Consider the following 21110-nt stretch of genomic DNA (forward strand, 5'->3'; position numbering starts at 1 on the left):
GCACCGTCGGCCCGCCGGTGGCGTACCGGGCGCGGGGGCCGGGGCCCGGCCGCTCCACCTGTTCAGCGACGGTGACGATGGTGAGTTACATCCCCGAGGAGACCACGAGCTTCGTCGGACGGAAGACGGAGCTGGGCCGGATCGAACACGCCCTCGCCACCCGTCGGCTGACCACGCTCACCGGCTCCGGCGGGGTCGGCAAGACCCGCCTCGCGGTCCGCGCGGCCGGCCGCGCGGAGCCCGGATACCGCGACGGCGTCTGGTGGGCCGACCTCGCCCCGCTGCACGACGACGGACTCCTCCTCGCCACCGTCTCCGACGCGGTCGGGCTCAGCGACCACACCCTGCGGCTGCCCATGGACGTGCTCTGCGAGTGGCTCGCCGACAAGGAGCTGCTGCTCGTCCTGGACTCCTGCGAGCATCTGCGCCCCGCCTGCGCCCACCTCCTCGGGGAGATCCTCACGACCTCACCCGGGCTCACCGTGCTCGCCACCAGCAGGCAGCCCCTCGGCATCAAGGGCGAGCAACTCGTCGAGGTCGAGCCGCTGCCCGTCGACGGCGCCGCCGACGCCCTCGCCCTCTTCCGGGCACGGGCCGTCGCGGCCGCCCCCGGCACCCAGTTCGACGAACCGGGCACCGCCGAGGCGGCCGCCGAGATCTGCCGACGGCTGGAAGGCATCCCGCTCGCCATCGAACTCGCGGCGGCGGGCACCGGCCGGCACACCGTCGAGCAGATCGCGCTGCGGATCGGCTCCCGCCTCGACCTGCTCGCCGACGAGTCCATCCGCCCGCAGCGCCACCGCACCCTGCGCACCACCATCGGCTGGAGCCACGAGCTGTGCACCCCGCTGGAACGGCTGCTCTGGGCCAGGGTGACCGTGCTGCGCGGTGACTTCGACGAGGCCACCGCCCGCGAGGTCTGCGCCGGGGGACCGCTCACCGGGGACGGAGTGGGCACGGCACTGCGCGGCCTGGTGGCCAAATCGGTCGTCGTGCGCGACGGTGCGCGCCACCGGATGCTGGACACCATCCGCGAGTACGGCCGGATGTGGCTGGCCGAGCTCGGGGAGGAACGGGCCGCGGCCGACCGGCACGCCGCCTGCTTCCTCCAACTGGCCCGCAGCGCCCACGCGGGCTGGACCGGCGACGACCAGATCAGCTGGTACCACCGCATCGCCGACACCCACGCCGACCTGTGCGCGGCCCTGGACCACCTGCTCACCCACGACACCGCCGCCGCCCAGGAGATGGCCGGCCGGATCGGCTTCTTCTGGTGCTGCTGCGGCCACCTGCCGCAGACCCGCGGTTACGCACAGCGCGCCCTGGACGTCGGCCCGGCACAGGGCCCCCACCGCACCCGGGCCCTGTGGGTGCTCGGCATCTGCGTGATGCTCCAGGGCGACTACCCGGCCGCCGAGCGGATCGGGGAGGAATGCGTGAAGGCGGCCGCCGAGGACGGGGCCGACGAGGGCGTCCTCGCCGCCGCGTACCTGCGCGGCCTCACCCACCTGATGGTCGGCAGGCCCGAACTGAGCCTGCGCGAGGTGGACCGCGTGCTGCGGAGCACCGAGGCCGGCACGCCGCTCGAATCGACCTACCGGCTGCGCTGCCACCTGATCACCGTCTTCGCCCTCACCGGCCTCGGCCGGCTGGACGAGGCGGCCGAGGCCGCGGCCGTCCTGCGCGCGGCCTGCGAGGCCATGGACGAGTGCTGGACCCGCAGCTACGTCGACTACCAGCTCGCCCTGATCGCCCTGCTCCAGGGCCGCGCCGACGCGGCCGCCGCGCACGCCCGGTCCATGCTCACCGGCAAGCACCGGCTCCGCGACAGCTTCGGCATCGCCCTCGGCCTGGACATCCTGGCCGCCGCGGTCGCCGCCCAGGGCGAGGGCGCCCACGCCGCCCGGGTGTACGGGACCGGGCAGCTCTACTGGCGGATGGTCGGCCACCCGCAGCGCGGCACCCCGGAGCTGGGGCCGCTGCGCGAGGCCTGCGAGCGCCAGGCCCGCGAGTCCGTCGGGGACGCCGCCTACCAGCGGGCCTACGACCGGGGCCGCGCGGACAGCGCCGAGGCGGGCCTGGCACTCGCGCTCCACGGGGAACTGCTCACCTAGGGCCTGTCTTCAGACTGCCGTCGTCGCCCGGCAGACGGCAGTCTGAAGACAGGCCCTAGGGTCTTTCGTTTGGCTCATGCCGGGCTCGCGGTGTCCGGCACGCACATCCGCGGCGTTGTCGTCGGTCGCCAATGCTCCGCATTCACTCCCTCCTCCGCCTTGCAATCGCACGCACCGGACACCGCTCCCTGATCCAAACGGACCCTAGAGGAGGGGGCAGGAGCTGCCGTGGGGGTGGCGGGTGCAGGTGAGGGCAGCTGCCGTATCTCCGGCGGTGCCGGAGGCATCGCCGGCGGCCTTGGCACGGAGCAGTTTCACTCTGCCGGAACGGGGGTCCTCTCCTCTCCCCTTGACCCAGATGTCGATGAGCCGGCTGATGTCGTCGTCCATGAAGGCGGACTCGTCGGGATCGGCCCCGGTGAAGCCCTGTTGCCAGGTTCGCATGATGTGCTCGGCGGGATCGTCGCCGTACGAGGCCGGAGGCGCCTTGGGCGCAGTGTCCGCGAGTTGGGCGAGGACGGCCTTCTGCCAGTCCTGGCGCTTGTTCTCCGGCAGGTCGTCGGCGATGGCGTCGAATCGGCCCAGTCCCGCCGCGCAGTCGCGGGCCGGACCCCGGAACTCGGTGTCCGTGACCTTCGCAGGCAGCGCGCCCAGCCCGTCCGCGCACTCACGGGTCTGCGCGGCCCGCAGGGTCGCGTACGCCGACGGGGCATCGGATGCGGCACGCATCACGCGCACGAGATCGCCCAGGGGGACCGGCATACGGACGACCGCCCCTTCGCGCCAAGGACCGCTGTCCCTGCGGTGGTTGTAGTCCGGGTTGATCGCGGTGAGCATCTCGAAGGAGTCTCCGGCATAGTCCGCGAGGGCCTTCGTGATCGGCCCTCGGAGTCCCTCGGCGATGGTGGGCTGCCGACGCTGCTGAATGTCTTCGTTGATCACCATGATGGTGTCGTGCATGTTCTGCGCCTGTGCCAGTGTGTGCTGTCCGGCGACCGGTCCCGTCGCAGCCCGCCGCAGGGCCTCGCCCAGATCGGCGCAGCTCATGTCCGTACGGTGCTCGGAACCGAGGATGCGCTGCACCGGCTTCTCGCCGAGCAGGTTCCCGCAGCCGGGGTCCTCCTCGTGGGACACGACGGCGTAGGTGACAGCGCCCCCGGTGACGATGGTCAGAACCAGCGCGCCTACGATCACGGCCCGCTTGTGGAACGGTTTCATCGGCCGATCGCCTCCTTGGTGAGCTGCTGGCCGGGGGTGTGGTCATTCGTCATGTCGTGCCTGAGATCGTCCATCCCGGCCCCATGCCGGCCGGGCCCGCCGTCCTTGGCCCGGTTGCCCAGGAGATCGAGCATTTCCTGGTGCGAGGTGAGGCGGCGCGGCTGAGCACGCTGGGGTCGTCGACATGGCTCGTACCGAATCCGGCGGTGGGTACGCCGCCGCCGACTGCCCCCGGCGGTGGCCCCGGCCGGTGCGGAGACCAGCTGGATCTGCTCGCCGCGCGGATCGGGCCCGATGTTGGGTGTGACCGGTGCGGTGGCACGGGGGTCTGCCTCGCTGTTCGGCGTGACAGGTGCCATGACGTGCGGATCCGGTCCTGTGTTCGGCGCGGATATCGGGCGCTCGTCGTCGAAATCTGAACTCATCGGACCCCCATGACCCAGTGATCTTCCCGGGGTACTCAATCGCGAGTGTCAAGTCCAGGTCAAATAAGCACCTTGAGCCCGCGCCCCGACTCCCTGGTACTCATCTCACCAGCACAAGACGCATCCGGCTGATGTGTTCGCCGGCGGCCGGCGTCGAGGGTGCACCCTGCGAGTCGCCCGCCGCCAGGCCACCGACCAGGCGGCGCCTTCCCCCCTCCCGGCTCACCCGGGCAGCCCCCCAGGCTCGGCGTGAGATCGGCGAACGCCTGCTGGAACCAGGGCGGTTGCGTTCCGACCCGTGCGTGATCAAACGCAGCATGTCCCACTGGGCGCTGAAGTGCGCCGAGCACCGCACCCCGACGCGTCCCAGCGCTCCGATCGTCACCATGGTCGAGACCACGAGGACCGCCGGCACCCGCAGAAGGCCCTGAATCACCGGTATTGCCCGTAGGGACGCCGAGGCGGACCGTGCGCGCGGCGACCCCACGACGCACCGCGCACAAGGAGCCTCCCGCGAACCGCTCACATAGTGATTCCCGCTTGTGCGCGTTCCCCGGCGCGGGAAAGGGTGGGGGCGTACCGTCCCTCCCCGCCCCGCTCAGGAGCCCCGCCATGCCGCAGATCACCGTCGACTACTCCGCCGAGCTCGACGACACCTTCGACCGCACCGGCTTCACCGGCGCGCTGCACCCGCTGGTCGCCGAGACGGTGGCCACGAAGATCGCCGCCTGCAAGACCCGCTTCCGCCGGGTCGAGGAGGTCGTGGTGGCGGACGCGCCCGGCGGCGACGCGCTCGTGCACATCGACATCTCGCTGCTCGCCGGCCGCACCCCCGAGGTCAAGGCCCGGCTCACCGAGTCCGTACGGGAGCTGCTGGCCGCCCACATCAGGCCGGCGGCCGGGCTGACGCTGCACCTCTCGGTCGAGGCCCGTGACCTCGACGCGTCCTACCGCAGCGCCTGAGGCCTTACGGAAGCCGCTGCGGCGGCACGGCCGGCACGGCGGGGGCCAGCGCGGAGAGCCGCACCAGCAGGTCTCCGAACGGCCCGTCCGCCGGCTCCTGCGCGAGGACCCGCAGCACAATGCCCGCCATCTCCGCGTTGTAAGCGGCGCTCACGGCGATCAGTGCCGCGAAGTCGTGCACGAGCTGCAACTCAAGCTCGGCGCGCGGGATGTGCCGCCCGTCCAGCCAGATCAGGGCCGTCGACTCGGCGAGTGACACCCAGGACCGGACGACCAACTCCAGCCGGGCCGGGGGTTCCTCGACCCCGAGGTGGGCCAGGATCTGTTCGCAGGCCGCCTGCCGCACCCCGTCGATCATCGCGTTGGCCGTCGACGAGCCCACGGCCGGGCCGCCCCGCATCAGGGCGGCGAAGCCCGGCCCGTGCTCGTCGACGAAGGCGAAGAACCTCTGCATCACGCGCAACAGCCTTGCGCCCAGGGGGCCTTCGTGCGGTTCCAGGAACCGGGTCGCCAACTCGTCGGCCGCCCGCCGCAGCGCCGCCTCGTACAGGCTCTGCTTGCCCGGGAAGTAGTGGTAGACCAGCGGCCGCGAGATCCCGGCGGCGGCGGCGATCTCGTCGATCGAGACCTCGTCGGGGGAGCGGTGGCTGAACAACTCCAGCGCGACACCGATCAGCTGCTGCCTGCGCTCCTCGACGCCCATCCTGCGCCGCACCCCGGTCGTCATGGTGAACAGCGTACCGACCTGCGCGCCCGACGCAGGGCCCCCGGGCCCGTTACAGATCCAGCACCAGCCGCTCGCCCCGGCACCGGGACACGCAGAGCAGCATCGAGTCCGCCCGCTCCGCGTCGTCGAGCAGATCGTCGCGGTGGTCCACCTCGCCCTCCAGGACGCGCTGTTGGCACGTACCGCAGAAGCCCTGTTCGCAGGAGTACGTGACATGCGGCAGCTCCGCCCGCACCGCGGCCAGCGCCGACTGGCCCGCCGCCACCCGGACCGTGCGGCCCGAGCGGCGCAGCTCCACCTCGAACGGGGCGGAGCCGGTGGCGTCCTGGGCCGCCGCGGTGAAGCGCTCCAGGTGCAGGGTGCAGCCGGGCGGGAGCGCGGCGGCGACCGCGTCCATCAGGGGCTGCGGGCCGCAGCAGTGCACCGCCGTGCCGGGCGCCGCGTCCGCCAGCGCCGCGGCGACGTCCGGGTGGCCCGCCTCGTCCTGCGGTACGACGGTGACCCGGCCGCCGTCCGCGTCCAGCTCCGCGAGCTCCGCCAGGAACGGCATCGTCGTCCGGCTGCGCCCTGCGTACAGCAGCCGCCAGTCCGCTCCGGCGGCGGCGAGTTCGCGCAGCATCGGCAGCACCGGCGTGATCCCGATGCCGCCCGCGACCAGCACGTACGCGGGGGCGTCCGCCAGCGGGAAGCGGTTGCGCGGGCCGCGGACCTCGATCTCGTCGCCCTCGCGGAGCCGCTCGTGCACCTCCCGGGAGCCGCCCCGGCCGTCCTCGGCGAGCCGGGTCGCGACGGTGTACGTGTCGGGGTCGGCCGGGTCGCCGCACAGCGAGTACTGGCGGATCAGCCCGGACGGCAGCACCAGGTCGAGGTGGGCGCCGGGCTGCCAGCGCGGCAGGCCCGAGCCCTTCAGCCGGAGCAGCACGACCCCGTCGGCGGGGGTGGACCGCTCGGTGACCGTCAGCAGTCTGCCGGTGGTCGAACGGCGCTGCGAGTGACCGGACACGGGCTCGTCGAGCGCCGGCAGCGGCCACAGCGGGGACTTCTCTATGCGCCGGCGCATCGCCCGCCTGGCGAGCAGCGCGGCGGCGGCCAGCGCGAGGACGGTGCGCGGCCGGGGGAGGGGCAGGGGCATGGTCAGCCGGCTTCCGTCGTACGGGCCTGGGCCGCGACCGCGGCGGGCGAGCGGTTGAGGTAGTCCACGGCCTGGGCCGTACTGCCCTCCTGCGAGGGGTGGTAGCCGCGGCTCAGATAGCGCGGTATGGACCGCAGCATCGAGGGTGTGCTGGGCAGGGTGCCGCGCCGGCCGCTGCGGTAGAACTGCCCGAACGAGGCCTTGCCGTCCAGCAGACTGGGGTCGTTCTCCATGAAGAAGCGGGCGCCGCGCTGCCAGAGGAAGGCCAGTGCGGAGAACGCCGTCGCCCAGGTCCGCACCCGCCGCCGGTATCCGCCGTCGACATGCATGAACACGTCGAAGGCGACCGACCGGTGTTCGACCTCCTCCGCGCCGTGCCAGCGCAGCAGGTCCAGCATGGTGGGGTCGGCGCCGCGCCGGTCCAGCTCCTCGGCGTTCAGGACCCAGTCGCCGAGGAACGCGGTGTAGTGCTCGATGGCGGCTATCGTCGCCACCCGCTCCATCAGCCACCACTTGCGCGCCCGGCCCGGCGGCAGCGTGTGGTCCCCGAGCAGCTTCTCGAAGAACCAGTCGACCTGCGCCGTGTACGGGGTCGGGTCGAGGCCCAGCTCCCTCAGGTGCGGGAGCACGTCGTCATGGGCCTGGGAGTGCATCGCCTCCTGGCCGATGAACCCGATGACGTCCTCGCGCAGCCGCTCGTCGGTTATATACGGCAGCACCTGGCGGTAGACGTGGATGAACCAGCGTTCCCCGGCCGGGAGCAGCAGATGGAGGACGTTGATGGTGTGCGTGGTGAACGGATCGCCCGGTACCCAGTGCAGGGGCGTCCGGTCCCAGGCGAAGGAGACCCGGCGGGCCTTGAGTGCGATCCGCTCGGACGCGACCGCCGCTGGCTGCGTGTTAGACATGTTGTCAATGTACTGAGGGGTAGGCCCGGCGAACAGGGGCCTGCGGCGAATTCCTGAGCATGCTCCCGGCCGGCCGTCACCGCAGGGCCCCGACCCGACTTCCGTCTCTCAGCCGTCCGTTCAGCCTCGCCCGGTCGCCCGCGCCGGCGGGTACCGCGAGCAGCCGCCCCCGCGAGGTCCCCGTCACCCCGCCCGACGTGGTGAGCGAGGTGAACTGCTCGCTGCCCGCCGCGAGCACGTACCAACGGCCCTCGCGCGACTTCCACAGCACGCCCGCCAGTACCCGCGGGTCGCTCGCCCCGCACGCGGGCGAGTCCTCGGAGCGCGCCGCGACGGCCCCCGGCGGACGGCTCCCGGGCGGCCGCGCGGACGGTGCCTGGAACTGGGCGAGCACCCGGCTCCCGGCGCCCCGCCAGGTCTCCGCCCTGGTGCACAGCCACCGGGCCGAACCGCCGTCCTCGGGCAGCGGCTGCGTCGCGTACGCCCAGGAGTTCACCGAGCGCACCCCGCGCGAACGCACCGCGGGCAGCAGGCACGCGGTCCGCGCCCAGCTCTCCAGCTCCGTGCGCCCCGCCACGTCGTGCGGCTTCGACGGCGGGCCCGAGGTCAGCCGGGCCGGGGCGAGTTCACCGAGATCCGTCACCAGCCGGTCGGCCGTGCCGTCGGACAGCCCGACCGCGTCCCAGGACCGGCAGCCGCCCGCGGCCCCGGTACCGCTCAGCGCGTCGGTCACCCCGTCCGGGGCGCGGTGCAGCGGGCGCGGCGCCCGGTCCGGGGCGAGCAGGTCCCGCACCGACGCGCTCCGCACCCAGGGCGCCGTCAGATAGCGGACCCGGCCCCCGGCGCGCTCCACCACCAGGGCGCCCGCCGAGGCCGCGTCCGCCCCGTCGACCCGGGCGAAGTCGAGCGCGGCGCCCTCGGACGGATCGGCGTTACGGGGCTCCGCGTACCGCACGACGCGCAGCCCGTCGTAGAACAGCACCACCGCCGACGCGCCCACCTCGCCCGCGTACAGCAGCTGCGGGGCTCCCATCGGGGGGCCCATGGGTGTGCGGGGCGTCGCCGACGTCCGTACCCCGCCGCCCGGCCGCGCCCACACCGTCAGCGCCCGCCGCAGCAGCCGGGTGTCCTCGGTGCGGTCGCCCCGGGTGGGCCACGCGGTGAAGTCGGTACGCGGCGAACGGCGCCAGAACGTGGCCGGCACCACCCGCAACGCCCCCGGGTCCAGGGCCTCCTCGGCGGCCGGATTGCGCGCGTAGGGGGGCGCGGCCGGCCCTTCGTGTCCCCAGCCGCCGCCCGGCAGCCCCAGCAGCGTCCCGCACACCGCGGCCGCCGCGGCGGCGGCCAGCGCGGCCCGCGCGTATCTGCGGCGGCGCGGCAGGTCCGGCGGCCTGGCCTGCAGGGAGCACGGATCGAACTCCGGTGAGGCCAGCAGCGCGTAGGGCGCCGCCACCCCGTCCGCCTCCCGCAGGGCCGCGTGCGGATCGGCCACCCCCGCGGCGGCCAGCTCGCGGCGGACCTCGCAGTCCGAGAGGGACTCCAGACCGCGCAGGACGAACGCGGCGCGCGCCGGCCCGCCGACCGCCGACAGCCTCTGCTCCAGAGCGAGTTCGTCCGCGCCGCCGGAGTGCGGGAACAGCCGCAGCCCCCAGACCAGCGGAAGGGCGGACGGCAGCCGCACCCGCCCCGGCCACCACCGCCGCCGCAGCGGCAGCCCCGCCGTCAGGGCGCCGCGCAGCACCTGGCGCCTGACGTACGCGTACCCGGGGCCGGCCGCCGCCGCACGGCCGGGGCGGCGCGGCGGCGGGAGGCCCGGACCGTCCGCCGGACAGGCCCGGCGCGCGGCCTGCAGCGAGCGCTGGGCCAGGGCGTGCGAGGCCAGCACGCGCCGGGAGCGGCTCAGCGTGGGCGGCAGGACGAGATAGCCGAGCCGGACCAGTCGCGGGTAGTGCTCGACGAGCGAGGCCTCGGCCTGCTCCGCGTCGACCGGGGTGGCGGCTGGCGGTACCTCTGGCAGTGGGCGCACATTCAGCTGAACGAGCGAATCGTGCGATGGTCACCCCGGACCGGGTGCCCCCGGGACGCCGTTTCGGCACCAAGCCTCAGGCGAAGCGGGCCAGTTGGGGATCGATCGGGGCTGCCGTCATCCGGTTGGCCAGAGTCGACATGGTGTAGGCGCCGATCCCCAGGACCACTTCCAGCGCGTTGCGCGCGGTGTAGCCGTGGGCCAGGAACGACTGGAGCGTGTCGTCGTCCACCGCGCCGCTCGCCTCGATCACGGCGACGGTGAACCGCCTCATGGCCTCCAGCCGCTCGTCGGGGAGTGGCAGGGGGCTCTCGCCGCGCAGGGCGGCGACGAGTCCGCCGTCCGCCGCGAGGGCGGTGAGCTTCGCGGTGTGCATCGCCACGCAGAGGTGGCAGCCGTTGCGGGTGGCCATGGTCATGACCAGGACCTCCCGGGAGAGCTGGTCCAGGGTGGTGGACTCGAAGAGCGCGCTCGTCTTCAGGAAGCCGTTGAGCAGCTCGGGCGACGAGGCGAGCCGGGCGACGGCGGCGGGCAGGTGGCCCTGCTTCGCCGTCACCGCCGCCATCGCGGCGCGGGACGCGGCGGGGGCGGATTCGGGGGAGTGGTCGGGGAAGTGGCAGGTGATGTGCTCGGGGGACGGGGACAGGGGTGTGGACATGGCGGACCTCTCGTCTCAACGCGAACGCGACGACGTAAACTCGACAACGTGATTGACGAAAAGGTAAATCAGGTTGTCGAGTTTCGCAATGGCTGAGCGCGCGGGGGATGCCACTTCGAGCGGTGGCGTCGCGGGCTTCGAGCTGCCGCTGCTGCTGTTCGCCGGCTTCCGGTCGATCATCGACGAGATGCATCGCGAGCTGGCCGTGCAGGGTCACCCCGAGGTGCGGCCCGCGTACGGGTACGCGCTCCAGGCGGTGGGCCTCGACGGGGCGACCGCGAGCGAGCTCGGCCGGCGGCTCGGGGTCTCCAAGCAGGCCGCCGGGAAGACCGTCGAGCGGCTCGAAGGGCTCGGCTACGTCGAGCGTGCCGACGATCCGCAGGACGGCCGCCGCAAACTGGTCCGGCTCTCCCCGCGCGGAATCGACGTACTGGCACGCTCGGCGGCGGGCTTCGACCGGGTGCGCGCGGAGTGGGTCCGGGTGCTCGGCGCCGAACGGGTCGCGGCCCTGGAGTCCGACCTGCGCACCATGGCCGCGGCGGACGCCTTCCGGCTCGACGCGTCGAGCTGGTTCAACGGCTGACGGGGTCGAGGGGCGGTGCGTGGGGTTTGGGTGCGGGCTTGGGTGCGGACTTGGACTTTGCGCACGAGAGATAGGACGTATCTGGTGGGCGCCCTTCCCGCAGGCCACTCCGTGCGGCAACATGCACGCGTCGGCACCCAAGAGATCCGACCACTAGTGGTCGGGAATGGGAGGGAACCATGGCACGACGCACCCATGTGCTCAGCGCGCTCGCGCTGGCGGCCGCCGCCGCGCTCATCCCCGTGACTGCCACGGCGCAGCAGCCCGCGCACCCCGCCAAGCCCTGCGGCGCACCCGTTCGTCCCGCGTCGCAGATGACGGTCGAGGCGTGCGACAGCCCCGAGCGGATCATCGAGAAGGCGGCGAACATCGTCCCCACTCCGGGCCAGCTGGCCTGGCAGCAGCGGGAGGTCACCGCCTTCACGCACTTCGGGATGAACACCTTCACCGGCCGTGAGTGGGGCTCCGGCACCGAGGACGAGAAGCTGTTCGCGCCGAAGAGCATCGACGCCGACCAGTGGATGCGCGCCTACAAGGCCGCCGGCGTCGAACAGGTCATGCTCACCGTCAAGCACCACGACGGCTTCGTCCTCTACCCGAGCCGCTACACCGACCACTCGGTCGCCCTCAGCCCCGGCAGCCCCGACGTCGTCGCCCGCTATGTGAAGGCCGCCCGCAAGGCGGGCCTGAAGGTCGGCCTCTACCTCTCGCCCTCCGACGGCGCGGAGCTCCCGCACGCCTGGCACGCCGAGTGGGTCGAGAAGATCCGGGCCAAGCAGGCCGACGGCGAAGCGCTCAGCCTGCCCGAGAAGATGGCCCTGGAGGACGGCGACCGCGCCCCCGCAGGACAGGGCCGCTTCGGCAACGGCAGCGCCGTCACCGAGCGCACCATCCCCACCCTCGTTCCCGGCGACGACCGGGCGGCCCGGGTGAAGAGCGGCAAGCTGCCCACCTTCAAGGTGAAGGCCGACGACTACGACGCGTACTACCTCAACCAGCTCTACGAGATCTTCACCCAGTACGGCCCGGTCGAGGAACTCTGGCTGGACGGCGCCAACCCCTGGTCCGGCTCCGGGATCACCCAGAAGTACGACGTCAAGCAGTGGTTCGACATGGTCAAGGCACTGTCGCCGGACACCGTCGTCTTCCAGGGCCCGCAGGGCGTCCGCTGGGTCGGCAACGAGTCCGGCGTCGCCCGCGAGACCGAGTGGAGCGTCACTCCGCACGTCACCGACCCGTGGACGGGCCTCGGAAGTCTCCCCAACGACTCGACCGAACCCGACATCGGCTCCCGGGCCAAACTCCTCGACCCGGCGATCAACTACCTCCAGTGGTACCCGGCCGAGGCCGACGTCTCCAACCGCCCCGGCTGGTTCTACCACCCCGACGAAAAGCCCAAGACCCCGGCGCAGTTGATGGACCTCTACGAGAAGAGCGTCGGCCGCAACGCCTCGCTCCTGCTCAACGTCCCGCCCGCGCCGGACGGCCGGATCGCCGACGCGGACGTCGCGTCCCTGAGCGCCTACGGCGCCGACGTGCGCCGGATCTACGGCACCGACGTACGCGAACAGGGCCCCGGCCCGTACACCTTCGACCGGGTCGCCGTCCGGGAGGACATCCGGCACGGCCAGCGGGTGGAGAAGTTCGCCGTCGAGGCCCGGACCGGCGGGAAGTGGCAGCGGATCGCGGAGGGCACCACCATCGGCAGCGAGCGGATCCTGCCGCTGCCCTCGGCCGTCACCGCGTCCGCCGTCCGGGTCAAGGTGCTGGAGTCCAGGGCGAAGCCGCACCTGGGGGCGACGACCCTGCACCTCGCAGCCGCGCGCTAACCGCGGTCCAGATAGGCCAGTACCGCCAGAACGCGGCGGTTGTCGTCGTCGGAGGGCGGCAGGCCGAGCTTCCCGAAGATGTTCGAGGTGTGCTTGGCCACCGCCCGCTCCGTGATCACCATGTGCGCGGCGATCGCCGCGTTCGAACGGCCCTGCGCCATCTGCTCCATGACCTCCTTCTCGCGCGGCGTGAGCCCGCCCATCGGCTTGTCATGCGAGCGCCGCGACAGCAGCTGCGAGATCACCTGCGGGTCCATCGCGGTGCCGCCCGAGGCGACCCGGCGGACCGCGTCGATGAACTGTTCGGCGTCGAAGACCCGGTCCTTGAGTAGATAGCCGATGGCGCCGTTGCCGTCCGCCAGCAGCTCACGCGCGTACAACTGCTCGACGTGCTGGGAGAGTACGAGCACCGGCAGCCCCGGTCTGGCCCGTCGGGCCGCCAGCGCGCACTGCAGCCCCTCGTCCGTGTGGGACGGCGGAAGCCGGACGTCGACCACGGCGACGTCCGGCTTCAACTCGGCAAGGGCTCTGGTCAGTTCAGGCCCCGTCTCGACGGCGGCCGCGATCTCGAAGTCGTACGCCTCCAGCATGCGCACCAGGCCGTCGCGCAGCAGGAAGAGATCTTCGGCTAGGACAACTCGCAAGGGATCTCCATGGTCACCATGGTGGGACCGCCCGCGGGGCTGCTGACGGCCATGATGCCGTCGAATGTACCGAGTCGGCGTTCGACTCCGCTCAGGCCCGAGCCCGAACCGGCGCTCGCACCGCCCTTGCCGTTGTCCGTCACGGAGATCCGCAGCATGTGGTCGCCATGGTGCAGGTCCACCCAGATCCGGTCCGCGCCCGAGTGCTTCGCCGCGTTCGTCAGGATCTCGCTGACCGCGAAGTACGCGGCCGACTCGACCGGCGCCTCGGCGCGGCCGCTCAGCTCCACCTCGACCTCGGTCCCGATCGGCATCCGCAGGGCCAGCGCCCTGACCGCGTCCCCCAGCCCCCGCTCGGCCAGCACCGGCGGGTGGATGCCCCGCACCAGATCGCGCAGCTCCGTGAGCGCTTCCGCGGAGGACGCGCGGGCCATCGCCAGGAGCTTCTTCGCCTGCGCCGGGTCCTTCTCGACCAGCGCCTCGATGGTGCCCAGGTTCATGCCCATGGCGACCAGCCGGGCCTGCGCACCGTCGTGCAGATCGCGCTCGATGCGCCGCAGCTCCGTGGCGGCGGTGTCGACCGCCTCGTGCCGGGTCTCGGTCAGCCGGTCGATGCGCAGCGCCAGCTCCTGCTCATGGGTGGGGGCCAGCACCGAGCGGGTGAGAACGAAGTGCGCGTGCAGCAGCCGCTCGCTCAGCAGCACCCCGGCGCCGAAGAGGACCACCCCGAGCGCGGCGGCGGCCAGCGCCGTGGCCTGGCTGTCGACCGGGACGAACCCGTACCAGTACGTGTCGTCCCTGAAGACCCGCCACAGCCCGGCCGCCAGGACGAACCCCTCCAGCGGGTAGATCATCAGCGCCGCCGCCAGGATCGACACCACGTAGCCGGCCGTCATGTCGACCAGCAGCCACTGCATGTCCCGCCAGGTCGCCGGGTCCTTCAGCATCAGTGTGGTCCGCTCCACCTGCCCGGTGAACCCGCTGCGGACGTCCTTCGGAACCGGCCGGTACGGGACCGGGATCCGGACGTTCGACCAGGTGATCGCCAGCAGCCGGCGCTGGTTGGCGTGCTTGCGGACCGCCGTCATGACGTAGGGGGTGGTCACCAGGCCGATGCCCAGCGGGATCAAGGAGATCGAGACCACCGCCAGCACGAACAGCGTGACCGACCCCACGATCGACGCGAACGAGAGCACCAGCCCGCGCCCAGCGGCCAGCAGTGCGGCCCTTGTCCGTCCGTGCGGCGTGTCCATATCGGTCCCTCTTCCCTCGCCGGCACTCGTGGCAGCCCCGGTCCGCACACAGTCTGACGCCTCGGCCGGCCGGGACGTCAGCCGTTCTGCCACCCGGCGGGGGTGTACCCAGCACCACCCCCGTGACCTCGCCCTACGTCACGGGGAGTGGGTGTTCCAGCGGCTGGGGCGGCGGGCGTCGCATTCGTAGATTCGAGGTGTCTTGACCGAGGTACTTCCAACGACGATTTCAGGGGGCGAAGACGCCATGAGGCGCAATCTCGCGGCACGTATCGGTGTGTGGAGCGCACACCACCGAAAGACGGCCATTCTCGGCTGGCTGCTCTTCGTCGTGCTCGCCGCGGGCATCGGCGGTGCGTCGGGCATGGTCGAGATGACCAACGCGGAGAATGGTGCGGGCGACTCGGCACGGGCCGAGCAGATCCTCTCCGACGCCGGCCTCAGCCACCGGGCGGGCGAGATGGTCATGGTGTCGTCGGCCGAACCCGACGGCTGGCGGACCGCGGCGCGGCAGCTGACCACCGCCCTCGGGAAGACCGGTGAGGTGACGGGCCTCAAGGCTCCGGTCGCCGCCGAGAACGGCAAGGACGCGCTGGTCACCTTCGAGATGAAGGGGGACGCCGCCACCGCGTCCGACAGGGTGCAGCCCGTCCTGGACGCCGTCGAGGGGGTCCGGAAGGGGCAGCCGGGCGTCACGGTCCACCAGTTCGGCGACGCCAGTGCGGGGAAGTGGCTCGGTGACCTGCTCTCCGACGACTTCAAGAAGGCCGAGTTCACCGCCGTACCGCTGGCCCTCGGCATCCTGCTGGTCGCCTTCGGCGCCGTCGTCGCGGCCCTGCTGCCCGTCGGACTCGCGCTGACCGCCTGCCTGGCCGCCTTCGGTCTGCTGTCGCTCGCCAGCCACCAGTTGCACCTCTTCCAGACCACGTACTCCGTGATGTTCCTGATGGGCTTCGCCGTCGGCGTCGACTACTGCCTCTTCTACCTGCGGCGCGAGCGGGACGAGCGGGCGGCGGGGCGTGACGCCGAGACGGCGCTGCGGATCGCGGCGGCGACCAGCGGCCGGTCCGTCCTGGTCTCCGGGCTGACCGTCATGGTCGCCATGGCCGGCATGTTCCTGTCCGGACTGCTCCTCTTCAAGGGCTTCGCCGTCGCCACGATCATCGTGGTCTTCATCGCCATGATGGGCTCCGTGACGGTGCTGCCGGCCCTGCTGTCCTGGCTGGGCGACCGGATCGACGCCGGACGCGTGCCGCTGCTCAACCGGCGCGGCAAGCGGGGCGCGAAGAAGCAGAGCGGCCGGTTCGCCGGAAAGCTGCTGCGGCCCGTGCTGGCCAGGCCGAAGTTCTTCGCCGCCGCCTCGGTCGTCGTACTGCTCGTGCTCGCGGCGCCGGCCCTCGGCATGAAGACCGAATCGCTCGGCCTGGAGAAACAGTTCGGCTCCCAGTCCGAACTGGCCATCGCCTACCGCGATATCAGCGAGACCTTCCCCGGCGGCCCCGCCCCGGCCCAGGTGGTCGTCGAGGCCGACGACATCGAGGCCCCCGCCGTACGCAAGGCGCTCGGCGACTTCGACAAGGTGACCGTCCACCGGGCGCAGAACGTCGCGGAGATCGAGGTCGCGATGCCGCACGGTAAGGCCGATCTGAGCGAACTGCGTGAGCACCGGCTGCCGGCCGCCTTCGACGGCACGGGCGCCCGTGCCTATGTGACCGGTGAGACCGCCGGGTCCGTGGACTTCACCGCCCAGCTCAAGAGCGGCATCGCGCCCGTCTTCCTCTTCATCGCCGCGGTGACCTTCCTGGTGATGCTGTTCTGCTTCCGCAGCTACGTCATCGCCGTGACCGCGATCCTGCTCAACCTGCTCTCGGTGGGCGCCGCCTACGGAGTGATGGTCGCCGTCTTCCAGCACGGCTGGGGCGCCTCGCTGATCGGCTCGGAGGGCGTCGGCGCCATCGAGTCCTGGATGCCGCTCTTCGTACTGGTCGTCCTGTTCGGGCTCTCGATGGACTACCACGTCTTCGTGGTCTCCCGGATCCGCGAGGCCCACGGCCGAGGCCTGTCCACCCCGGCCGCGATCGACGAGGGAATCCGCCGGACGGCGGGCGCCGTGACCGGCGCGGCCGTGATCATGGTGGCGGTGTTCGCGGTCTTCGGGACGCTGTCCATGCAGGACATGCAGCAGATGGGCGTCGGCCTGGCCGTCGCGGTACTGCTCGACGCGACGATCGTCCGGATGGTGCTGCTGCCCTCCGTGATGGCGCTGCTCGGTGAGCGCAACTGGCGGACCCCGCGCGGACTGTCCCGGCTGCCCGCCCTGGACCACAGCGAGCCGGAGCCGGAGCACGGCCCGGTGGCCGGCCCGGTCGGCCCGGTGGCGACGGGACAGCGCGGCTGACCGTGCCGCAACACGCGGTGGGCCCCGGCTCCGGTTACGTACCGGAACCGGGGCCCACCGCGCTGTTCAGGGACGCACCGGGGTGGGGCGGTCGGCGGTCAGGGCCAGCTGCCCCTTGAGCATCCGCCCGCCGTCGCCGGTCAGCCGCAGGTAGTAGTCCGCGGAACAGGAGGTTCCGTCCTCGTCGAGAGCGAGGATCCCGGACCCGGCGGGCACGTCGGCGGCCGTCTCCGCCGTCTTGGCGATCTGGTGCGCCTCGTTGTACTCGTCGAACATGGATATGTAGATGCCCTGGGCGCCCAGGCGGACCATGTTGTAGAACTGCCGCCACATGAAGTCGCCGTGCGCGCGCTGCCCGGCCTGGAGGTCACCCGGCAGGACACACGGCTGGTAGTCGATGCCGTGCGCGGCGCAGTCCGCCAGGTCGGGGGTGTTGACGTTGGTGTGGAACGAGTCCGACTCACCGGCGCTGCCGATCCGGCCCACCATCCAGGGCGAGAGCATGTCGAAGGCGTGGTAGACGTCCTGGAAGCCGGGACGGGAGTCCTCGTTCCCCGTCCGCCAGTGGGTGGGGACGCCTCCGATGACGTAACAGCCCTGCTGCTTGAACCAGTTGACTACGTCCAGGCACTCCGGCGCGTCGAAGGGCCGGGCGTCGTCGCTGAAGCCGAAGCCCCAGACGCACACCACCGGTTTGCCGTTCTGGCGGGCGTAGGCGGCGGACGAGGTGTGCGCGGACATCTTCTGCGACCAGTCCTGCTTGATCTCGGCCGCCATCGACGTCCAGTTGGTCACGTCGTACATGACGTAGAACTTGCGGCCGTTGTTCTCGGCGGCGCCGCGCACCTTCTGGGCGATGCCGTCACGGGTGGGGCCCTCGGAGCCGAAGGGGTTGAAGCGCTGCAGGGCGGCGGTGTCGATGCCGTTCTCCCGCATCCAGCGGAAGTGGGTGTCGACGGTCTGCTGGTCCCAGGAGGAGAACAGCGCCGCGGGCTCTCCGCCGTTCAGTTCGGGCATGGCCGTCGGGTACGTACGGTCGTAATCGCGCACGTCCGGCCAGGACTTGGCGCTGGAGGCGCCGGGGCGCGGGGCCTGTGACATGTCCGGGCTCCAGTGCCACCAGCCGTTGATCGGGGCGCCGTCACCCGGCGCCCCGAACCAGCCCTGATAGCCGACGGTGACCTTGCCGACCACGTCTCCGACGGGGCTCGCGGCGCCGGACGCCGAGGGGCTCGGTGTCGCGGCCCCGGCGATGGTGGGGGACAGCGCGGCGGCCGTGACACCGGCCGTCGCCGCCAGCAGGAACGTGCGTCGCGATGTGGTCATGTGGGGGCCTCTCATGATGAGGACGGGGAACGGGGGCGGTGCGTGATCCACGGACGGGTTCCGGGTTCTTGCGGTCCGCGATCAGTCCGGGGGAGCGGCGGTGGTGCCGCTGGTCCGCCGGCCTTGGCGGGCGGTGAAGCCGAGCAGTGCGCGGGAGCGCCCGGTGGCGAACAGGGAGCCGTGTTCGGCCATACCGTCGTCCAGGAGCTTCGCGGTGGGGTGGTGGGCGGCCAGCAGTTCACGGGTCGGTACCCGGCAGGAGCTGTCGGGAGCGGCGATGTTGATGACGTGGTGGCCGGTGAGCGGGGCGGTGAGCGCGGCGCGTACCGCCCCGGCGGCGTCCTGCGTGTGCACCCAGCCCCACAGCTCGCGGCGGTTGGCGGCGGGGTCGGCCGCCACCTCGGCGAGCCGGCCGGCCAGGCGTTCGCCCTCACCGATGAAGGGGAAGCGCAGCATGACGGTGGTGGTGTGCCATCGCCGGGTGGTGAAGGCGGCCGCGCTCTCGCTCATCACCTTCGACAGCCCGTAGGAGTCGACCGTCAGATCCGGGTGCTCCTCGTCGACCGGAACGTACCGGGGGGACTGGTCCCGGTCCGCCCAGGCCAGCCCGACGGCGGCGGCGCTGGAGGCGCCGACCACGCGGCCGGCTCCCCGGCGGCCCGCTTCCTGAAAGACGGTGTAGGCGGTCATGACGTTGGAGCGCAGCGTCTCGTACTCGTCCACGATGCCGGGTGCGGGGATCGCGGCGAGGTGGACCACGGCCGCCGGAGCGGCCCCGTCCTGCCCGGCCGCCGCGTCGAAGGCGGCGCGTACGACGGCCGGGTCGTTCAGGTCGCCGGTGACGAAGGCGGCGAGGTGGGCGGAGGCGTCCGGATCGGCCGGCCCCCGCCGGTCGGCGCCGACGACCCGGTAGCCCGCGCGGGCCAGGTCCGCGGTCACCGCGGTGCCCAGGCCGCCGCAGGCGCCGGTGACCAGGACCGTGCCGGCGTGCCGGTGTGCGTTCTCGTGCGAGGTCATCCCTTGACCGCTCCCATCAGTCCGTTGACGAAGTAGCGCTGGGCGCAGAGGAACAGGATGATCACGGGGACCACCATGATCAGCGCGGCGGCCATCAGCGAGTTGTACTGGACGACGCTCTCCGACTGCATCGCCTGGAGGGCGATCGGCAGCGTGTAGGTGTGCGGGTCGTTGAGCGAGATCCGGGTGAGCTGGTACTCGTTCCAGGTCGGGATCGCCGTGAGCAGCGCGATGGTGACCAGCGCCGGGAGGGCCAGCGGAAGGTAGATGCGGGCGAAGATGCGCAGCTCGCCGGCCCCGTCCATCCGGGCCGCCTCGCGCAGTTCGATGGGGACGGTGTTGAAGGCGTTGGTGAGCATCAGGACGGCCAGCGGGGCGCTGCCGTTGACGAAGGGGAGGACGAGCCCCCAGTGGGTGCCCAGGATGTCGAGCCGGCTCTCCAGCAGCACGATCGGCAGCAGGGTCACCACTCCGGGCACGAACAGCAGGGCCAGGAAGAGCCGGTAGAAGAGGCGCCGGCCGGGGAAGCGGAGAACCGCGAAGGCGTAGGAGGCCGCCGCGTACACGACGACCACCAGGACGGTGGTCAGTACCGTCACCTTCAGGCTGTTGGTGAAGTACTCGAAGAAGTCGAGCTTGTTCCACGTGTCGGACAGCGTCTGCAAGGTGGGGTGGTGCGGGATGAGGTGGCCGCCGGAGACGACCTCGCTGTTGGTCTTGAAGGCGGCCGAGACCATCCACAGGAAGGGGTAGAAGCTGACCACGGCGTAGGCGGCCAGCGCCACCGTCACCGCGGTCCGGGCGCTGATCCCGCCGAGCGACCGCCGGGTGCGGCGGGACGGAAGTGCCCGGGGAGCGATCTGGGCGGTCGTGGTCATTCCGTCCTCCGCGTGGCGCGCTGGTTGAGGAACGCGACCACCAGGGCCGCGATGAACAGCAGCCAGCCCAGTGCGCTGGCCAGGCCCAGGGTGGGCGACAGCTCGGAGAGGAAGGCCAGCCGGTAGGTCTCCAGCCCGAGGACCGAGGTCGAGTCGCCCGGACCGCCGTTCGTCATGATCAGGAACATCTGGAAGCCCTGGAGCGCGTCCCGCAGGTTGAGCAGCGTGATGACGAGGGTCATGGGGCGCATCAGCGGCCAGATGATGTGGAGCGCGGTGCGCACCCGGCCGGCGCCGTCGAGCTGGGCGGCCTCCAGGAGCGATCCGTCCAGCGACTGCAGGCCGGTGAGGTAGAGCAGCATCGAGACCGGGACGGCCGACCAGACCATCACCATGATCAGGGTGGGCAGCGCGGTGTCCGGATTGCCCAGCCAGCCCTGCGGCTGGGAGAGGGACCCCAGGCCGGCCGACTGCAGCAGCAGGTTGATCGCGCCCTCGGGCTCCAGGATGTACTGCCAGGCGAAGTAGACCGCGATGCCGGTGGTGACGTACGGCAGGAAGTACACCGAGCGCAGGACGCCCTGGAAGCGCCGGATCGAGTTGAGCACCAGCGCCAGCGGGAAGCTGATCAGCACGGTGAGCACGGGGACGGCGATCATGACGTAGAGCGTGTTGAGCGCCGCGGTCCTGACGATCGGGGCGTAGGTGGGGCTGCCGCCGAGCAGGTCGGTGTAGTTGCGCAGTCCGCGCCAGTGCCACTGCGGCCAGAAGCCGTTCCACTGGGCGAAGCTCAGTGAGAAGCCGTACACGATGGTGTAGACGCCCATGACGGCGAACAGGGCCAGCGCGGGGGCCATGAAGGTGTAGCCCCAGAGCGCTTCCCGCAGGCGGGCGGTACGGCGGGGCCTGCCCGCAGGCGATGTACGGCCCTTTCCGGTGGCGCGGGCCTTACCCATGCTGCCGGGGTCGGGGGTGCCGGCGTCGGTGCCGGCGGTGAGATTGGCTGCCATG

Annotated in this window: 19 protein-coding genes; 6 read left to right on the forward strand and 13 right to left on the reverse strand. The window is 72.0% G+C overall.

The features are described from left to right. Positions 1-77: 77 nt before the first annotated feature. Positions 78-2114: an ATP-binding protein gene (locus ACGFU6_RS11985; protein WP_393610061.1), complete on the forward strand. Its 2037-nt coding sequence runs from the start codon at positions 78-80 to the stop codon at positions 2112-2114. Positions 2115-2318: 204 nt separating this feature from the next. Here ACGFU6_RS11985 and ACGFU6_RS11990 read toward each other — a convergent pair whose 3' ends face one another. Both ACGFU6_RS11990 and ACGFU6_RS11995 read right to left on the reverse strand, forming a co-directional pair. Then, positions 2319-3332 (reverse strand): hypothetical protein, encoded by a 1014-nt coding sequence (locus ACGFU6_RS11990; protein ID WP_393610063.1) that lies wholly within the window; start codon positions 3330-3332, stop codon positions 2319-2321. Next, positions 3329-3691 (reverse strand): hypothetical protein, encoded by a 363-nt coding sequence (locus ACGFU6_RS11995; RefSeq protein ID WP_393610065.1) that lies wholly within the window; start codon positions 3689-3691, stop codon positions 3329-3331. The genes ACGFU6_RS11990 and ACGFU6_RS11995 overlap by 4 nt, the downstream gene beginning before the upstream one ends. A gap of 368 nt (positions 3692-4059) precedes the next feature. Between ACGFU6_RS11995 and ACGFU6_RS12000 the strand changes: the two genes are divergently transcribed. After that, complete coding sequence (locus tag ACGFU6_RS12000) at positions 4060-4188, forward strand: hypothetical protein (RefSeq protein WP_393610066.1); 129 nt, start codon at positions 4060-4062, stop codon at positions 4186-4188. Between the two features lie 181 nt (positions 4189-4369). Continuing rightward, on the forward strand, positions 4370-4720 hold the full coding sequence (locus tag ACGFU6_RS12005) for a 5-carboxymethyl-2-hydroxymuconate Delta-isomerase (RefSeq protein WP_393610068.1): 351 nt from the start codon (positions 4370-4372) through the stop codon (positions 4718-4720). 4 nt (positions 4721-4724) lie between these two features. On the opposite strand, the gene ACGFU6_RS12010 is transcribed toward ACGFU6_RS12005, so the two are convergent. From ACGFU6_RS12010 to ACGFU6_RS12030, 5 genes are all read right to left on the reverse strand, one after another. Beyond that, on the reverse strand, positions 4725-5447 hold the full coding sequence (locus tag ACGFU6_RS12010; RefSeq protein ID WP_393610070.1) for a TetR/AcrR family transcriptional regulator: 723 nt from the start codon (positions 5445-5447) through the stop codon (positions 4725-4727). 49 nt (positions 5448-5496) lie between these two features. Beyond that, positions 5497-6573 (reverse strand): PDR/VanB family oxidoreductase, encoded by a 1077-nt coding sequence (locus tag ACGFU6_RS12015; RefSeq protein ID WP_393610315.1) that lies wholly within the window; start codon positions 6571-6573, stop codon positions 5497-5499. A gap of 8 nt (positions 6574-6581) precedes the next feature. Then, positions 6582-7487, reverse strand: coding sequence for a metal-dependent hydrolase (locus ACGFU6_RS12020; RefSeq protein ID WP_393610072.1), 906 nt, complete (start codon positions 7485-7487; stop codon positions 6582-6584). Positions 7488-7563: 76 nt separating this feature from the next. Continuing rightward, positions 7564-9513: a hypothetical protein gene (locus ACGFU6_RS12025; RefSeq protein WP_393610074.1), complete on the reverse strand. Its 1950-nt coding sequence runs from the start codon at positions 9511-9513 to the stop codon at positions 7564-7566. Positions 9514-9589: 76 nt separating this feature from the next. Next, entirely contained in the window at positions 9590-10171 is a 582-nt protein-coding gene (locus ACGFU6_RS12030; RefSeq protein WP_393610076.1) for a carboxymuconolactone decarboxylase family protein, read from the reverse strand. Between the two features lie 88 nt (positions 10172-10259). On the opposite strand from ACGFU6_RS12030, the gene ACGFU6_RS12035 reads away from it, so the two are divergent. Further along, positions 10260-10754 (forward strand): MarR family winged helix-turn-helix transcriptional regulator, encoded by a 495-nt coding sequence (locus ACGFU6_RS12035; protein ID WP_393610078.1) that lies wholly within the window; start codon positions 10260-10262, stop codon positions 10752-10754. Between the two features lie 179 nt (positions 10755-10933). Further along, complete coding sequence (locus ACGFU6_RS12040; protein WP_393610080.1) at positions 10934-12583, forward strand: alpha-L-fucosidase; 1650 nt, start codon at positions 10934-10936, stop codon at positions 12581-12583. Here the strand turns inward: ACGFU6_RS12040 and ACGFU6_RS12045 are convergent. After that, a complete protein-coding gene (locus ACGFU6_RS12045; protein WP_393610082.1) occupies positions 12580-13227 on the reverse strand; it encodes a LuxR C-terminal-related transcriptional regulator in 648 nt (215 codons plus the stop codon). The genes ACGFU6_RS12040 and ACGFU6_RS12045 overlap by 4 nt on opposite strands. Next, positions 13212-14480, reverse strand: a complete 1269-nt coding sequence (locus ACGFU6_RS12050) for a sensor histidine kinase (RefSeq protein WP_393610084.1) — start codon at positions 14478-14480, stop codon at positions 13212-13214. Before ACGFU6_RS12050 ends, ACGFU6_RS12045 begins: the two co-directional genes overlap by 16 nt. Positions 14481-14727: 247 nt before the next feature. Here ACGFU6_RS12050 and ACGFU6_RS12055 point away from each other — a divergent pair, with 247 nt between their 5' ends. Then, positions 14728-16878, forward strand: a complete 2151-nt coding sequence (locus ACGFU6_RS12055) for an MMPL family transporter (protein WP_393610086.1) — start codon at positions 14728-14730, stop codon at positions 16876-16878. Positions 16879-16944: 66 nt separating this feature from the next. Here ACGFU6_RS12055 and ACGFU6_RS12060 read toward each other — a convergent pair whose 3' ends face one another. The 4 genes from ACGFU6_RS12060 to ACGFU6_RS12075 form a co-directional block, all read right to left on the reverse strand. Further along, entirely contained in the window at positions 16945-18204 is a 1260-nt protein-coding gene (locus ACGFU6_RS12060) for a glycoside hydrolase family 71/99-like protein (protein ID WP_393610088.1), read from the reverse strand. 81 nt (positions 18205-18285) lie between these two features. Beyond that, the gene (locus ACGFU6_RS12065; RefSeq protein ID WP_393610090.1) at positions 18286-19221 is read right to left on the reverse strand and encodes an NAD-dependent epimerase/dehydratase family protein; all 936 of its coding nucleotides are present in this window, start codon (positions 19219-19221) and stop codon (positions 18286-18288) included. Then, positions 19218-20099 carry a carbohydrate ABC transporter permease gene (locus tag ACGFU6_RS12070; protein WP_393610092.1) on the reverse strand — a complete coding sequence of 294 codons (882 nt, stop codon included), beginning with the start codon at positions 20097-20099 and terminating at the stop codon, positions 19218-19220. The genes ACGFU6_RS12065 and ACGFU6_RS12070 overlap by 4 nt, the downstream gene beginning before the upstream one ends. Continuing rightward, entirely contained in the window at positions 20096-21109 is a 1014-nt protein-coding gene (locus ACGFU6_RS12075) for a carbohydrate ABC transporter permease (protein ID WP_393610094.1), read from the reverse strand. The genes ACGFU6_RS12070 and ACGFU6_RS12075 overlap by 4 nt, the downstream gene beginning before the upstream one ends. Position 21110: the final 1 nt, after the last annotated feature.

The sequence above is a fragment of the Streptomyces sp. NPDC048462 genome (genome assembly GCF_043200175.1).
Lineage (GTDB): Bacteria > Actinomycetota > Actinomycetes > Streptomycetales > Streptomycetaceae > Streptomyces.

Coding starts and splice junctions, on each gene's coding strand:
- ACGFU6_RS12020 (WP_393610072.1), bottom strand. CDS start 7,487: ATGTCTAACACGCAGCCAGCGGCGGTCGCGTCCGAGCGGATCGCACTC.
- ACGFU6_RS11990 (WP_393610063.1), bottom strand. CDS start 3,332: ATGAAACCGTTCCACAAGCGGGCCGTGATCGTAGGCGCGCTGGTTCTG.
- ACGFU6_RS12075 (WP_393610094.1), bottom strand. CDS start 21,109: ATGGCAGCCAATCTCACCGCCGGCACCGACGCCGGCACCCCCGACCCC.
- ACGFU6_RS12005 (WP_393610068.1), top strand. CDS start 4,370: ATGCCGCAGATCACCGTCGACTACTCCGCCGAGCTCGACGACACCTTC.
- ACGFU6_RS12065 (WP_393610090.1), bottom strand. CDS start 19,221: ATGACCTCGCACGAGAACGCACACCGGCACGCCGGCACGGTCCTGGTC.
- ACGFU6_RS11995 (WP_393610065.1), bottom strand. CDS start 3,691: ATGGCACCTGTCACGCCGAACAGCGAGGCAGACCCCCGTGCCACCGCA.
- ACGFU6_RS12035 (WP_393610078.1), top strand. CDS start 10,260: ATGGCTGAGCGCGCGGGGGATGCCACTTCGAGCGGTGGCGTCGCGGGC.
- ACGFU6_RS12050 (WP_393610084.1), bottom strand. CDS start 14,480: ATGGACACGCCGCACGGACGGACAAGGGCCGCACTGCTGGCCGCTGGG.
- ACGFU6_RS12055 (WP_393610086.1), top strand. CDS start 14,728: ATGAGGCGCAATCTCGCGGCACGTATCGGTGTGTGGAGCGCACACCAC.
- ACGFU6_RS12070 (WP_393610092.1), bottom strand. CDS start 20,099: ATGACCACGACCGCCCAGATCGCTCCCCGGGCACTTCCGTCCCGCCGC.
- ACGFU6_RS12010 (WP_393610070.1), bottom strand. CDS start 5,447: ATGACGACCGGGGTGCGGCGCAGGATGGGCGTCGAGGAGCGCAGGCAG.
- ACGFU6_RS11985 (WP_393610061.1), top strand. CDS start 78: ATGGTGAGTTACATCCCCGAGGAGACCACGAGCTTCGTCGGACGGAAG.
- ACGFU6_RS12030 (WP_393610076.1), bottom strand. CDS start 10,171: ATGTCCACACCCCTGTCCCCGTCCCCCGAGCACATCACCTGCCACTTC.
- ACGFU6_RS12060 (WP_393610088.1), bottom strand. CDS start 18,204: ATGACCACATCGCGACGCACGTTCCTGCTGGCGGCGACGGCCGGTGTC.
- ACGFU6_RS12040 (WP_393610080.1), top strand. CDS start 10,934: ATGGCACGACGCACCCATGTGCTCAGCGCGCTCGCGCTGGCGGCCGCC.